This is a genomic window from Pseudomonas sp. SG-MS2, from assembly GCF_009933855.1.
Classification (GTDB): Bacteria; Pseudomonadota; Gammaproteobacteria; order Pseudomonadales; family Pseudomonadaceae; genus Aquipseudomonas; species Aquipseudomonas putida_E.
The window spans coordinates 1-14,716 of record NZ_MOMO01000153.1; the positions used below are offsets into that span (position 1 = coordinate 1).

The following is a 14,716-nucleotide window of genomic DNA, read 5'->3' on the forward strand; positions in this document are numbered from 1 at the left end:
GCCCGTCAAGGCTTAATTTCAATAAACCTTGATATCGCCTAAAACAAAGCGGGGAGGCCTGTCGGCCTCCCGCTTCGCTTCTCACGCCTTAAAGGCTAGGGAAGGCAAATTGCGACGCCTCATGGCTCGCTCGTTGCGGCCAACGCTGGGTAATCGCCTTGCGACGGGTATAGAACCGTACCCCATCCGGCCCATAAGCATGCAGGTCGCCAAACAGCGAGCGCTTCCAGCCACCAAAGCTGTGGTACGCCACAGGCACCGGCAGCGGCACGTTCACACCAACCATGCCCACTTCGATCTCGTCACAGAACAGGCGTGCCGCCTCACCATCACGGGTAAAGATACAGGTCCCGTTACCATACTCGTGATCGTTGATCAGCTGCATGGCCTGCTCCAGGCTGTTCACACGCACCACGCACAGCACAGGGCCGAAGATCTCTTCTTTATAGATGCGCATCTCTGGCGTCACCTTGTCGAACAGGGTGCCACCCACGAAGTAGCCGTCTTCATTACCCGCCACACGGAAACCACGGCCATCCACCACCAGCTTGGCGCCAGCAGCAACACCGTCATCGATGTAACCCACTACCTTGTCACGGGCAGCAGCAGTCACCAGCGGCCCCATGTCCAGGCCGCACGAGGTGCCGGCACCGATCTTGAGCGCCTTGATCTGCGGCTCCAGCTTGGCGATCAGCGCATCGGCAACCTGGTCGCCCACACACACCGCCACCGAAATAGCCATGCAACGCTCGCCGCACGAACCGTAGGCAGCGCCCATCAGTGCGCTGACGGCGTTGTCCAGGTCGGCATCCGGCATCAGCACTGCGTGGTTCTTCGCGCCACCCAAGGCTTGCACGCGCTTGCCGCGCTTGGTGCCTTCGGCATAAATGTACTCGGCGATCGGGGTCGAGCCCACAAAGCTCAGCGCTTTCACTTCCGGCGCCTCGATCAGCGCGTCCACAGCTTCCTTGTCCCCGTGCACCACGTTGAGGATACCCTTGGGCAGGCCGGCCTCCAGCAGCAACTGGGCAATGTACAAGGTCGAACTCGGGTCACGCTCGGACGGCTTGAGGATAAAGGCGTTACCGCAAGCGATGGCCAACGGGTACATCCACAGGGGGACCATGGCCGGGAAGTTGAACGGCGTAATACCGGCGACCACGCCCAGCGGCTGGAAGTCGGACCAGGCATCGATGTTCGGGCCGACGTTACGGCTGTATTCACCCTTGAGCACCTCAGGCGCTGCGCAGGCGAACTCGACGTTCTCGATACCGCGCTTGAGTTCGCCAGCCGCGTCTTCCAGCGTCTTGCCATGCTCTTCGCTGATCATCTGCGAGATGCGTGCTTCGTTCTGCTCCAGCAGTTGCTTGAAGCGGAACATCACCTGGGCACGCTTGGCCGGCGGGGTGTTGCGCCAGGCCGGGAATGCAGCCTTGGCAGAGTCGATCGCTTCCTGAACGGTCGCGCGGCTGGCCAGCTCGACCTTGCGTACTGCCTGGCCAGTGGACGGGTTGAAGACATCGGCGGTGCGCTCACCCTTGGAAACCAGCTCGCCGTGGATCAGGTGCTGAACAATGCTCATGCAAAACTCCAGATAAAGAAGGTTGATGCTGGCGCGCAAAAAGCTCACGCGCCTTACGTCAGAATCGGAAAGATCAGTCGATCTTGTTCAACGCTTCACCGACCGCGTCGAACAGACGGTCCAGTTCCTGCGGCTGTGTATTGAACGTTGGGCCAAACTGCAAGGTGTCGCCGCCAAAGCGCACGTAGAAGCCGGCTTGCCACAGCTTCATCGCGGCTTCATACGGACGGACAATGGCATCGCCATCGCGGGCAGCGATCTGGATCGCGCCGGCCAGGCCGTAGTTACGGATATCGACGACGTTCTTGGTGCCCTTCACGCCGTGCAACAGCTTCTCGAAGTGCGGCGCCAGCTCGGCGGCGGACTGCACCAGATTTTCCTTCTGCAGCAGGTCCAACGCGGCGATACCGGCGGCACAGGCTACCGGGTGGGCCGAGTAGGTATAGCCGTGCGGGAATTCCACAGCGTATTCCGGGGTCGGCTGGTTCATGAAGGTCTGGTAGATCTCGCTGCTGGCGATCACCGCGCCCATCGGAATGGCGCCGTTGGTGACCTGCTTGGCGATGCACATAAGGTCAGGGGTCACGCCAAAGGCCTCGGAACCCGTCATGGCGCCCATGCGACCGAAGCCGGTGATGACTTCGTCGAAGATCAGCAGGATATTGTGCTGGGTGCAGATTTCACGCAGGCGCTTCAGGTAGCCCTTAGGCGGCGGCAGTACACCAGCCGAACCCGCAAGCGGCTCGACAATCACAGCTGCGATGTTCGACGCATCGTGCAGTTCGATCAGCTTGAGCATTTCATCAGCCAGGGCGATGCCGCCCTCTTCCGGCAGGCCTTTGGAGAAGGCATTGACCGGCAGCACAGTGTGCGGCAAATGGTCGACGTCCAGTAGCTGGCCAAACATCTTGCGGTTGCCGTTTACGCCACCCAGGCTGGTACCGGCGATGTTCACACCGTGGTAACCACGGGCACGGCCAATGATTTTGGTCTTGGTGGCCTGGCCCTTCAGGCGCCAGTAGGCGCGGACCATCTTCAGCGCGGTATCGGCGCACTCGGAACCGGAGTTGGTATAGAAGACGTGATTCAGGTCACCAGGGGTCAGCGCGGTGATCTTCTCGGCCAACTGGAACGAAAGCGGGTGACCGAACTGGAAGGCAGGGGAGTAATCCAGGGTGCCGAGCTGACGTGCAACCGCCTCGGTAATTTCCTTGCGGGTATGCCCGGCACCGCAGGTCCACAGGCCCGACAAGGCATCGAAGATCCTGCGCCCTTTGTCATCGACCAGGTAATTGCCTTCGGCCGCCACGATCAGCCGTGGGTCGCGATGGAAATTGCGGTTGGCGGTGTAAGGCATCCAGTGCGCATCCAGCTTGAGCTGGCTTGCGATACCGGCAGGAGCGGTTTCGGGCATGTTCATCGGCGGTTCCTCGAAAAACGAATAGGCAACGATGGATGTTGTTGCAGCTAAATTCGCACGTGGATAAAGTCTGAAAAAGACTACATTTCTAATCTTCAGGTAGCGCAAGACTAAACTTATGAGCCGACGCCCCGACCCCCTCGCCCAAGTCAGCGATTTCGACATCCGCCTGCTGAAGATCTACCGCAGCGTGGTCGAGTGCGGCGGCTTCTCGGCTGCCGAAAACGTGCTGGGCATTGGCCGCTCGGCCATCAGCCAGCAGATGAATGACCTGGAGCAACGCTTGGGCCTGCGCCTCTGCCAGCGTGGCCGCGCCGGTTTTTCGCTGACCGAGGAAGGCCGCGAGGTCTACCATTCGGCGCTGCAACTGCTCAGCGCGCTGGAAACCTTCCGTACCGAAGTCAACGGCCTGCACCAGCATCTGCGCGGGGAGCTGAACATCGGCCTGACCGATAACCTGGTGACCCTGCCGCACATGCGCATCACCCATGCATTGGCCGAACTCAAGGATCGTGGCCCCGAGGTGCGCATCCAGATCCGCATGATCGCCCCAAGCCAGGTCGAGCAGGGTGTGCTCGATGGCAGCCTGCATGTCGGCGTGGTGCCGCAGACCAGCCCGCTATCCGGCCTTGAGTACCAACCGCTGTACAGCGAACGCTCGCTGCTCTATTGCGCGGTTGGCCATCCGCTGTTCTATGCCGACGATCAACAGATCGACGAAGCCCGCCTCAACAGCCAGGAGGCAATCGCTCCGACCTTCCGCTTGCCCGCCGAAATTCAGGCCCATTATCAGGCCCTGAACTGCACCGCCAGCGCCTCGGACCGTGAGGGCATGGCATTTCTGATCCTTACCGGCCGCTACATCGGCTACCTGCCCGACCACTACGCCACGTTCTGGGTTCAGCAAGGTCGCCTGCGCGCCCTCAAGCCCTCGCAGCGCTTCTATGACCTGAGCCTGAGCTGGGTAACGCGCAAGGGCCGGCGGCCGAACCTGGTACTGGAAAGCTTCCTTGAAAGCCTGGCTGCGACACGCTGATGCCTGCTTGTGACGCTAATGCTTGTTACTTGAGCGCAGGAAGGTAATCTTGTCCGACATCCGTTGCCACAGACCTGTACGGAATCGTCCATGACCCTAGAAGTCCCTGCGCATCGCCTATCCGCCTCGGGCAAGCCCGCTGGCCGCATCCGCCAGAAGAACGAACAGGCCATCATCCAGGCCGCCGAAGACGAGTTCGCCCGCCATGGCTTCAAGGGCACCAGCATGAACACCATTGCGCTGAAGGCCGGCTTGCCCAAGGCCAACCTGCATTACTACTTCACCAACAAGCTCGGCCTGTACATTGCCGTGTTGAGCAACATCATCGAGCTCTGGGACAGCACCTTCAACGCCTTGAGCGTCGATGACGATCCCGCTGCTGCGTTGAGCCATTACATCCGCACCAAGATGGAATTCTCCCGGCGCAATCCGCAAGCCTCGCGGATATTCGCCATGGAGGTGATCAGCGGAGGCACTTGCCTGACCGAGTACTTCAGCGCCGACTACCGCGAGTGGTTCCGGGGCCGGGCGGCGGTGTTCGAGGCCTGGATCGCCGCAGGCAAGATGGACCCGGTAGACCCGGTTCACCTGATATTCCTGCTTTGGGGCAGCACCCAGCACTATGCCGACTTCGCCACCCAGATCTGCCAGGTGACCGGCCGCAGCCGCCTGACCAAGCAAGACATGGAAGATGCGAGCAACAACCTTATCCACATCATCCTCAAGGGGTGCGGCATCACGCCGAGTGCCTGACATCGACTTATGCCTTCTACCCTGCTCGACCTCTGCGAGTTTCGCGAGGAAATCCGCAAGAGCCGCTTCATCACCCTCGCCGGCCCGATATCCAGTGCCGCCGAGGCGATGGGTTTCATTGAACGCCATAGCGACCCGGCTGCCACGCACAACTGCTGGGCCTGGAAGCTGGGCGGGCAATACCGCAGCAGCGATGACGGCGAACCCGGCGGCACGGCCGGCAGGCCAATCCTGGCTGCCATCGAAGCCCAGGACTGTGACCAGGTCGTGGTATTGGTGATCCGCTGGTACGGCGGCATCCAGCTAGGCACCGGCGGCCTGGCCCGGGCTTATGGTGGCGGTGCCAACAAGTGCCTGCAGCAGGCGCCGAAAAGGCTGCTGGTGCAACGCAGCGAGTACCGCTGCAGCTGCAGCTTCAGCGAACTGGCCTTGGTCAAACTGCGCCTGGCAGAAGTCGACGCACTGGTGCTGGAAGAACAATTCACCGCCAACGGGGTGGATCTGCACATTGCGGTAGGCGAAGCACACATCGGCGCGCTGCAACAGCAACTGGCCGACATCAGCCGCGGGCGCATCCTCTTGGAAGCCTGCTGACCTTTGCCCACAACAACTGTGGGCCTGCCTGTGGATAAGCTTGGGGCATTCTGATGCAGGCCACGCCCATCAAGGCCTGCAGAGCATTGAGCGTTTTTTGACCACTGCGTGATGAAAAGCTCGACCCGCTGAGCTGTCAAGAGTTATCCCCAATCGTCAAGCGTATAACACTCCGGCCGCCTGGCAGTTTGCACACATTAACTGTGGAATAGCCTGTGGATAACCCGTTAGCCAACAAGCGAAGCACCCGGGCGCACACAGCCAAACGCCATTGCTCATTTCTTGACCAGTGTTGATGCGGCGCATGACGCCAGGCTGAAGTATGCTCAAATCCTTTTCTTCTACCGCGACAGGAATGCTCCTATGACCACTCCACGAACTGCCCTCATCATCGGCGCCTCCCGCGGGCTTGGCCTTGGCCTGGTGCAGCGCCTTCACGAAGATGGCTGGAACATTACAGCCACGGTGCGCGACCCGCAAAAAACCGGCGCACTCGGCGAAGTGCCTGGGGTACGCGTCGAGCAGCTGGAAATGAACGACACCGCACAGCTCGATGGCCTTAAGCAGCGCCTGCATGGCGAAGTGTTCGACCTGGTGTTCATCAATGCCGGCGTCATGGGGCCGCTGCCGCAGGACCTGGAAACCGTGCAGCGCAGTGAAATCGGCGACCTGTTCATGACCAACGCCGTGGCGCCGATCCGCGTCGCCCGACGCCTGGCCGGCCAGGTGCGTGAAGGCTCGGGCGTGTTGGCGTTCATGAGCTCGATCCTGGGTAGCGTGACCATCCCCGACGGTGGCGAGGTCTGCCTGTACAAGGCCAGCAAGGCCGCCCTGAACTCGATGATCAACAGCTTCGTGGTCGATCTGCAGCGACCTGACCTTTGCGTATTGGCCATGCACCCGGGTTGGGTAAAGACCGACATGGGCGGCGAGAACGCCGAAATCGACGTGCTCACCAGTACCCAAGGCATGCTCGAACAGATCAAGGCGCAAAGCGGCAACGGCGGGCTGCGCTTCATCAATTACAAGGGCGAATCGCTCGTCTGGTGAGTTGAACCTGATCAGTGGTTGAAACAATGCAGGGCCAGGCCGGGCGCAATGCCCGGCCTGGCCCTGTAGAATGGCGGCAACCGTACCTGATTTGAGAACACCCACTATGTATGAATGGTTGAACGCCCTGCCCAAGGCTGAACTGCACCTGCACCTGGAAGGCTCACTGGAACCCGAGCTGCTGTTCGCCCTGGCCGAGCGCAACAAGATCGCCCTGCCCTGGAACGACGTCGAAGCCCTGCGTAGCGCTTACGCCTTCAACAATCTGCAGGAATTCCTCGACCTTTATTACCAAGGTGCGGACGTGTTGCGCACTGAGCAGGACTTCTACGACCTGACCTGGGCCTACCTGCAGCGCTGCAAGGCGCAGAATGTCATCCACACCGAACCGTTCTTCGACCCACAGACCCACACTGACCGTGGCATCCCGTTCGAAGTGGTGCTCAATGGTATCAACCAGGCACTCAAGGATGGTCGTGAGCAGCTGGGTATCAGCAGCGGCCTCATCCTGAGCTTCCTGCGCCACCTGAGCGAAGAAGAAGCACAAAAAACCTTGGACCAGGCCCTGCCCTTCCGCGACGCGTTCATCGCGGTAGGCCTGGACAGCTCCGAGAAAGGCCACCCGCCGAGCAAGTTCCAGCGCGTCTTCGACCGTGCCCGCAGCGAAGGCTTCGAGGCGGTGGCCCACGCTGGCGAGGAAGGCCCACCCGAGTACATCTGGGAAGCCCTCGACCTGCTCAAGATCAAGCGCATCGACCATGGCGTGCGCGCCATGGAAGACGAGCGCCTGATGCAACGCATCATCGACGAGCAGATCCCGCTCACCGTGTGCCCACTGTCCAATACCAAACTCTGTGTGTTCGACCACATGAGCCAGCACAACATCCTCGACATGCTCGAGCGCGGCGTGAAAGTGACCGTGAACTCGGATGACCCCGCCTACTTCGGCGGCTACGTCACCGAAAACTTCCATGCCTTGCACATTCACCTGGGCATGACCGAAGACCAGGCTCGCCGCCTCGCGCAGAACAGCCTGGACGCACGGTTGGTCTGACCGGACACGGCGTTGCAGTTACCCCACCTGCAACGTCGGAACGCGGGCAATGCGATTGATCTGCTGAATCCCCAGGGCCGAGATCTGCAATGCCCGCGTATTCTCGGCCTCACGTATCCATCCCGATTGCAGGAACAAGGTGAGCAAGGCCTGCCCCAGGCTACCGCCAAGATGAGGCCCCTGGTCGCTCCACTCATTACAGTGGCAGATCACGCAACCGCGCTGCTGCTGAGGTGCCAGTGCATCGATATAGACGCCAATGCTTGCCAACTGCGCCCGGCCCTTCTCACTGACCATCATCTGATGCACGCTGCCCTCCAGCCAGCCTGCTACCACCAATCGGTGATAGAGCTCACCGGCCAGCTCGCCGCCCAGGTGATCAGCGCAGCGACGCGCCCGGCGCATCGACATTGGCATCGGCAGCGGCTTGGCCTGCGCGCCTCTGTCATTACCCAGTTGCACACTGGCCAAGGCTTCTACGGCTGCGCCCACCTGGGGCGTCGCCAGCCGGAAGTAACGCTTGCGACCGCGCGCCTCAAGCCTGAGCAGGCCTGCCGAAGACAGCAATGACAAATGGGCGCAGGCCGAGGAGGAGGTCAACCCAGCCATCATCGCCAGCTCATCGGTCGGTCGCGGCGTGCCATCAATCAGCGCCCACAACATGGCGCTCCGCTTGGGGTCGGCCATCAGGCCGGCAATCTGACTGATACTGCTGACTGTATTCATGTCCCTTTAACTCCCTGCAAGATCACATCTGAATTCCAATGGCCAACATTGGCAACGCCGATTGCCCCCTAGCTGCTACCGGCCTGGCACCGGGGTCAGTATAAGCCGCATGAAAGCCCGCTCTAGCAGCCGTGCAGACAGACCTGTGGGTCAAAGGGGGATGGGTAGGGCAACCCTTGATCGATTGAGATAGGCGAACGGCCCCCGCCTCAGTTTTAGGTGACAGGCATCAGACCGCGAAATAAAAGGGAAGAAACAACGCACGAGGAAGAATGGCCCCGTGCGGGCAGCGACTCTGCCGACAGCGCCGTTCCATAAATAGCGCAAATAAAAGCGAAGGTTCGACACCCTGCAGAAATTGCATCTGGAAGCGTCTGACGCCCCTGCCGGAAAATGCCCTGACCGCCAGTCAGGACACCCATTCATGCCCTGGCACCACGTAACCGCAGCGCTACACTTGACCCGCTCTCCCCACCATTCGGAGGTATGCCGCGATGGAGATTATCGTCAGTGCGTCCAACCGCAACCCCAACTGCCCCTGGGAGGTCAGGCTCGACCAGCATGTGGTGAGCTTCCGCAGCGAAGCAGAAGCACGTGCCTTCGTCGTCACGCTGGAAGCCCGTTTGCGCGCGCCTCACCCGCTCAAGCCGGACGCGTGGCCTGCAAGCGCCGGGTCAACAGCGCAACACTGACCACCAGTGCCCCGCACAGGCTGATTACCAACGCCATGGGCACTGCACTGCCGTCGTGCAGCAGGCTGACCAAAGCTGCCGCGCCTGCGGCGACGCTGAATTGCAGGCACCCCATCAAGGCCGAGGCGCTGCCGGCGCGTGCGCCCTGGCCGCTCATGGCGCACGCCGAAGCATTGGGGATGATGCAGCCCAGGCTGGCGATGCAGATGAACAGCGGCACCAGCAATGGCCATAGTTCAGCCGGGCGCAGCGCTGCTACAGCGAGCAACGCCAGGGCCGCGACCAGGTACAGCCAGACGGCACGCACCAGCAGGAAGGCCGGACCACGCTTAGCCAGCAGGCGCGCGTTGATCTGCGCCACCAGGATGAAACCTGCCGCATTGGTACCGAACAGCCAGCCGTAGTGTTCGGCCGGCACACCATAGAGCTTGATGAACACGAAAGGTGAACCCGCGATGTAGGCAAACATACCCGCGATGGCGATCCCCCCTGTCAGGGCATGGCCAAAGAACGTGCGGTCAGCCAACAACCGCAAGTACTGGCGCAATGCGCCGGATAAAGGCTGGCGTGGCATATGCGCGGGTAAGCTCTCGGGCAACCCCAGGCCGACCGCCACCAGGCAAGCAGCGCTGAACAGGCTCAATGTCAGGAAAATTGACTGCCAACCAGCCAGGTTAACCAGTACGCCGCCGAGCATCGGCGCCAGAATGGGCGCCAACCCCATCACCAGCATCAGTTGTGAGAACACTTTGGCCGACGCCACCGGGTCGCACTTGTCGCTGACGATGGCCCGTGACAACACCATGCCGGCGCAGCCGCCCAACGCCTGGACGAAGCGTGCCAGGATCAGCGTGTCGAGGTTAGGCGCGTAGGCACAGGCCAGCGACGCCAGGGTAAACAGCGCTACGCCGAACAGCAGCGGTTTGCGCCGGCCAAAGCGGTCGGCCATCGGCCCATAGGCCAGTTGCCCCAGCGACAAGCCGAGGAAGTAGGCAGCCAGAGTGGTCTGGACATGTTTTTCGTCGGTGGCGAACGCCTGCGCCATGGCCGGGAAGGCGGGCAGGTAGAAGTCGATCGCCAGCGGCCCGAACGCACTGAGTGCGCCCAGGATAAGCACCATTCGCAGGTTCATCAGGAATCCATAGCAGGCTAAGCAAGTGCGTAAGTCTACCTGCAGTGGACAGTATCAGCATGAAAACATTTGCAACAAAACAGGGCCGCAAACACGGCCCCTTCCAACTCAAGCCACCTCAGCCTGGTAGCCCTCTTCACGAATCGCAGCCAGCAACTGCTCAGCACCCAGAGCGCTCTGCACACGCACCTGCTTGCCGGCCAGGTCGACCTCGACCTGGGCGTTTGCATCCTGTTCCTGCACCGCGCGGGTCACCGCCTTAACGCAGTGGCCACAAGTCATGCCTTGTACGTTGAACACTTGCATGGGTGTTGCCTCCTTCAGGGTTTAACTCAGTTTCAAGCTTGCCATCGGGGCAAGGTCAAGTTCTGCATCCAACGGCCGGGCTGGAAATCCGCACCAACCTCGGCCAAGCTGCGCCTTTGACGATTCGGCAAGCAGGAGATTCTTCATGTTCAGGACAGCACTGGGCGTTGTCGGGCTATTGGGCACGCTGGCCGCGGTGCCACCGGCAAGCGCCGAAGGCAACTCGGACTACAGCGTGCTGATCATTTCACGCGAACGCCTGGAAGTGGCCACCAGCTGCGAAATCGGTGTCTACCTCAACGACCAGCTTTCCGGGCGCGTGTTCCAGGAACAGTCGACCTCTTTCAACCTGCCGCCCGGCCCTGTTGACGTACGCTTGCGCCTGCTGCCGGGGCAGATGCCCGGCTGCGCGCCCGGCCTGGAAGACCAGCGCAGCACGCGACTGACCCTGCAGGCGGGCCAGATCAACAAGTACCGCATTGCCATGGGCCACAATGGGCTGGTATTGAGGCGAGCCAACCTGGACTATTGACCTTCCCCACATGGCAAGGTTGATGCTGGTGGCCTGTCCAAGGAGGAGAGCCATGCCCGCATCCACTGTATTCGACCTGCCGATCGCCGGCATGACCTGCGCCAGCTGTGCTGGCCGTGTCGAGCGCGCTTTGCGCAAGGTCAGCGGCGCTGAACAGGTCAGCGTCAACCTCGCCAACGAACAGGCCAGGGTCCAGGCCCCGGCCGGCAGCCTGCCCGCCCTGGTCGAGGCTGTGCGCGGCGCCGGGTACGAGGTACCGACCCGCACCGTAGAGCTACAGATCGATGGCATGACCTGCGCCAGTTGCGTCGGCCGAGTCGAGCGCGCGCTCGGTAAACTACCGGGCGTTGAACAGGTCAGTGTCAACCTTGCCAACGAACGTGCCCACCTTCAGGTGCTGCAGGGCGTTGATGACAACCTGCTGCTCGGCGCGGTCGAAAAGGCCGGCTACAGTGCCAGCCTGCCGCTGTCGGTCAACAATGACCAGGAAGCCGTCCAGCGCCGCCTGCGCAACGAACGTCTGGCCGTCGGCGCTGCCCTTTTGCTGGCCCTGCCCCTGGTGTTGCCGATGCTGCTTCAACCGTTTGGTCTGCACTGGATGCTGCCGGCCTGGGCGCAATTCGCGCTGGCCACCCCCGTGCAGTTCATCCTTGGCGCACGCTTTTATGTGGCGGCCTACAAGGCTGTGCGCGCCGGCGCCGGCAACATGGACCTGCTGGTCGCGCTGGGCACCAGTGCCGGTTACGGTCTTAGCCTGTACCAATGGGCCAAGGCCTCTACCGGGATGGCCCCGCACCTGTACTTCGAGGCATCGGCGGTGGTGATCGCCCTGGTGTTGCTGGGCAAGTACCTGGAAAGCCGGGCCAAACGCCAGACCGCCAGCGCCATACGGGCCCTCGAAGCGCTGCGCCCAGAGCGTGCAGTGAGGGTGGTCGATGACCATGAAGAAGACGTTGCAATTGCCCAATTGCGGCTCGGTGACCTGGTGCTGGTAAAGCCAGGGGAGCGCTTCCCGGTCGATGGTGAAGTGGAAGAAGGCAGCAGCCACGCTGACGAAGCCCTGATCAGCGGCGAGAGCCTGCCAGTGCCCAAGCAACCCGGCGATAGCGTTACCGGCGGCGCGATCAACGGCGAGGGCCGGCTGCTGGTGCGCACCAGGGCATTGGGCACAGAAACCGTGCTGGCCCGCATCATCCGCCTGGTCGAAGACGCCCAGGCGGCCAAGGCACCCATCCAGAAACTGGTGGACCGGGTCAGCCAGATCTTCGTCCCGGCCGTGCTGGTAATCGCACTGCTGACCCTGATCGGTTGGTCGCTGGCCGGCGCCCCGCTGGAGACCGCGCTGATCAATGCCGTTGCCGTGCTGGTGATTGCCTGTCCTTGCGCCCTTGGCCTGGCCACACCTGCAGCGATCATGGCGGGTACAGGCGTTGCCGCGCGCCACGGCATCCTGATCAAGGACGCCGAGGCGCTGGAGCGCGCACATGCGGTGAACCGCGTGGTGTTCGACAAAACCGGAACGCTCACCTCCGGCAGCCCGCGCGTTGTCCACAGCCAGGCCCTGGTCGGTGATAGTGCCGAGTTGCACCGCCTGGCGGGGGCCCTGCAACGTGGCAGCGAACACCCCTTGGCCAAGGCGGTACTCGACGCCTGCACCGAGCAAGGCCTAAAGGTTCCCACGGTAGCCGACAGCCAGTCGCTTACCGGCCGCGGCATCGCTGGCCGGGTGGAAGGCCGCGAACTGGCGCTGGGCAACCGGCGCCTGCTCGACGAGTGCAACCTGCAACCCGGCGCCCTCGCCACAGAAGCACAGGCCTGGGAAGCCGAAGGCCGTACCCTGTCCTGGCTGATTGAACGAGGCGCACAACCTCGCGTGCTGGGGCTGTTCGCCTTCGGCGACAGCATCAAGCCCGGTGCCGAACAGGCCATCGCAGCCCTGCGCAAGCGCCATATCAGCAGCCACCTGCTGACCGGCGACAATCGTGGCAGCGCCAAGGTGGTAGCCGATACCCTCGGCATCGACGACGTGCACGCCGAAGTGCTGCCAGCCGACAAGGCCGCCACGGTAGCCGAACTGAAAAAGCACGGTGTGGTGGCGATGGTCGGCGACGGTATCAACGATGCCCCAGCGCTTGCCGCCGCCGATATCGGCATCGCCATGGGCGGGGGCACCGACGTGGCCATGCAGGCAGCCGGCATCACACTGATGCGTGGCGACCCACGCCTGGTGCCTGCCGCCCTGGAAATCAGCCGCAAGACCTATGCGAAAATTCGCCAGAACCTGTTCTGGGCATTCATCTATAACCTCATCGGCATCCCACTGGCCGCGCTGGGTTACCTGAACCCGGTACTGGCCGGCGCCGCCATGGCGTTGTCCAGCGTCAGCGTGGTGAGCAATGCCTTGTGGCTCAAGACCTGGAAACCCACCAGCACCTCGCAGGAGGCCCCATGAATATCGGCCAGGCCGCCCGCCGCAGCGGGCTCAGTACCAAGATGATCCGCTATTACGAAGCCATCGGCCTGCTCAAGCCGGCCACCCGCAGCGACAGCGGATACCGCCTGTACCAGCCAGAGGACCTGCACAGCCTTGCCTTCATCAAGCGCTCACGCGACCTGGGGTTTTCCCTGGAAGAGGTGGGCAAGCTGCTGACCCTGTGGCAGGACCGGCAACGCGCCAGCGCTGATGTGAAGGCTCTGGCTCTGCAACACATCGATGAACTGAATCGGCGCATTGAGGAGTTGGCCAGCCTGCGTGACACCTTGAGCGAACTGGTAGCCCACTGCAAAGGCAATGACCGGCCTGACTGCCCGATACTCAAAGATCTCGCACAAGGGGGCGAGTGCTGTCACTGACGCGTTTGACCACCACGCCCAGACACTTGGTATGCCATATTAGCCTGAAGCCGACCGAATAGTCGCCAAATGCGCCTAGACCCAATAAATACGGGCATTTTCATTCAAAAAACCCCGGACGCTGCCGATACAGTTTCTACCTGCCTCGCGTGTCGAAAAAAATAAATTCCGGGAGCGTCGATGAACATCAAACAGAAACTGACCTGGGCATTCGCGGTCATCGCCGCACTGCCCATCGTCCTCGTAGCCACCTTGGTGGTCATCAACCTGCGCGGCGAAGCCCGCGAGGATTTTCTTGACGGCAGCAGCCGGGAAATCCGCCAGGTCAGTAACGCGATGAACCTGTTTTTCCAGGGCATCACCCAGAACGTCGACTACCTGGCCAGCCTCCCGCAGGTCACCGGTAGCAGCGACAACGTCAAGAAACACATAGGCGCCGACGCCGCGCAAATCACCCCGAGCGAACAGGACAAGACACTGTTCGAGCTGTTCACGCGCCTGGCCAAGAGCCACCCGGACTACGCCTACGTGTCCTATGGCCTGCAAGACGGCGGCTACGCCTTCTGGCCAGGCGACCCGAACATGAGCAACTACGACCCGCGCACCCGCCCCTGGTACCAGGCGGCCATGGCCAACCCTGGCAAGACCCTGCGCACCGCCCCTTACTACTGGGCCGGCGACGATGCCGTGCTGGTCAGCACCGTGCGTACCGTTGCCAACCAGCTGGGCAGCCCCGGTGGCGTGGTCAACATCGACGTCTCGCTCAAGGGCCTGACCGAGATCGTCCAGCAGATCAAGCTGGGCGAAAGCGGCTACCTGATCCTCATGGAAAACAACGGTAACGTGATGGTCGACCCGCGCGATGCCAGTCACAATTTCAAACAGCTGGCCAGCTTCGGCGACGGTTATGCCGAGCTGGCCAAGGCCGGCAAGGGTTTGGCTGAAGTCGAAATTGGCGGCGTACGCTACATGGCCAACGTCTACCC

At 61.9% G+C, this 14,716-nt stretch carries 15 protein-coding genes; 10 read left to right on the top strand and 5 right to left on the bottom strand.

All coding sequences use genetic code 11. The features are described from left to right. Positions 1-88 precede the first annotated feature (88 nt). A complete protein-coding gene (locus BLX42_RS12570; protein ID WP_012316366.1) occupies positions 89-1,582 on the bottom strand; it encodes a CoA-acylating methylmalonate-semialdehyde dehydrogenase in 1,494 nt (497 codons plus the stop codon). A gap of 73 nt (positions 1,583-1,655) precedes the next feature. Beyond that, positions 1,656-3,002: an aspartate aminotransferase family protein gene (locus BLX42_RS12575; RefSeq protein ID WP_046787872.1), complete on the bottom strand. Its 1,347-nt coding sequence runs from the start codon at positions 3,000-3,002 to the stop codon at positions 1,656-1,658. A 118-nt stretch (positions 3,003-3,120) separates the two neighbouring features. Between BLX42_RS12575 and BLX42_RS12580 the strand changes: the two genes are divergently transcribed. The 5 genes from BLX42_RS12580 (at position 3,121) to BLX42_RS12600 (ending at position 7,489) form a co-directional block, all read left to right on the top strand. After that, positions 3,121-4,038, top strand: coding sequence for a LysR family transcriptional regulator (locus BLX42_RS12580; protein ID WP_012316368.1), 918 nt, complete (start codon positions 3,121-3,123; stop codon positions 4,036-4,038). 90 nt (positions 4,039-4,128) lie between these two features. Further along, complete coding sequence (locus BLX42_RS12585; RefSeq protein ID WP_161871894.1) at positions 4,129-4,791, top strand: TetR/AcrR family transcriptional regulator; 663 nt, start codon at positions 4,129-4,131, stop codon at positions 4,789-4,791. Positions 4,792-4,800: 9 nt separating this feature from the next. Continuing rightward, positions 4,801-5,385, top strand: a complete 585-nt coding sequence (locus BLX42_RS12590) for a YigZ family protein (protein WP_046787870.1) — start codon at positions 4,801-4,803, stop codon at positions 5,383-5,385. A 363-nt stretch (positions 5,386-5,748) separates the two neighbouring features. Continuing rightward, positions 5,749-6,435: an SDR family oxidoreductase gene (locus tag BLX42_RS12595; RefSeq protein ID WP_161871895.1), complete on the top strand. Its 687-nt coding sequence runs from the start codon at positions 5,749-5,751 to the stop codon at positions 6,433-6,435. A gap of 106 nt (positions 6,436-6,541) precedes the next feature. Continuing rightward, positions 6,542-7,489 (top strand): adenosine deaminase, encoded by a 948-nt coding sequence (locus tag BLX42_RS12600; protein WP_046787868.1) that lies wholly within the window; start codon positions 6,542-6,544, stop codon positions 7,487-7,489. 18 nt (positions 7,490-7,507) lie between these two features. On the opposite strand, the gene BLX42_RS12605 is transcribed toward BLX42_RS12600, so the two are convergent. Further along, on the bottom strand, positions 7,508-8,215 hold the full coding sequence (locus BLX42_RS12605; protein WP_046787867.1) for a helix-turn-helix transcriptional regulator: 708 nt from the start codon (positions 8,213-8,215) through the stop codon (positions 7,508-7,510). Positions 8,216-8,709: 494 nt separating this feature from the next. On the opposite strand from BLX42_RS12605, the gene BLX42_RS26895 reads away from it, so the two are divergent. Continuing rightward, positions 8,710-8,907, top strand: a complete 198-nt coding sequence (locus BLX42_RS26895) for a hypothetical protein (protein WP_080952191.1) — start codon at positions 8,710-8,712, stop codon at positions 8,905-8,907. Here the strand turns inward: BLX42_RS26895 and BLX42_RS12610 are convergent. Both BLX42_RS12610 and BLX42_RS12615 read right to left on the bottom strand, forming a co-directional pair. Next, entirely contained in the window at positions 8,858-10,039 is a 1,182-nt protein-coding gene (locus BLX42_RS12610) for a multidrug effflux MFS transporter (RefSeq protein WP_161871896.1), read from the bottom strand. The genes BLX42_RS26895 and BLX42_RS12610 overlap by 50 nt on opposite strands. A gap of 108 nt (positions 10,040-10,147) precedes the next feature. Beyond that, positions 10,148-10,345 carry a heavy-metal-associated domain-containing protein gene (locus BLX42_RS12615; RefSeq protein ID WP_046787865.1) on the bottom strand — a complete coding sequence of 66 codons (198 nt, stop codon included), beginning with the start codon at positions 10,343-10,345 and terminating at the stop codon, positions 10,148-10,150. Between the two features lie 145 nt (positions 10,346-10,490). On the opposite strand from BLX42_RS12615, the gene BLX42_RS12620 reads away from it, so the two are divergent. The 4 genes from BLX42_RS12620 to BLX42_RS12635 all read left to right on the top strand — a co-directional run. Continuing rightward, positions 10,491-10,877: a hypothetical protein gene (locus tag BLX42_RS12620; protein ID WP_046787864.1), complete on the top strand. Its 387-nt coding sequence runs from the start codon at positions 10,491-10,493 to the stop codon at positions 10,875-10,877. Positions 10,878-10,929: 52 nt separating this feature from the next. Continuing rightward, positions 10,930-13,329: a heavy metal translocating P-type ATPase gene (locus BLX42_RS12625; RefSeq protein ID WP_161871897.1), complete on the top strand. Its 2,400-nt coding sequence runs from the start codon at positions 10,930-10,932 to the stop codon at positions 13,327-13,329. Continuing rightward, a complete protein-coding gene (gene cueR, locus BLX42_RS12630; RefSeq protein ID WP_046787862.1) occupies positions 13,326-13,730 on the top strand; it encodes a Cu(I)-responsive transcriptional regulator in 405 nt (134 codons plus the stop codon). The genes BLX42_RS12625 and cueR overlap by 4 nt, the downstream gene beginning before the upstream one ends. A 180-nt stretch (positions 13,731-13,910) precedes the next feature. Then, positions 13,911-14,716 (top strand): cache domain-containing protein (locus tag BLX42_RS12635; protein WP_178110734.1); only part of this gene is annotated, 806 nt, incomplete at its 3' end.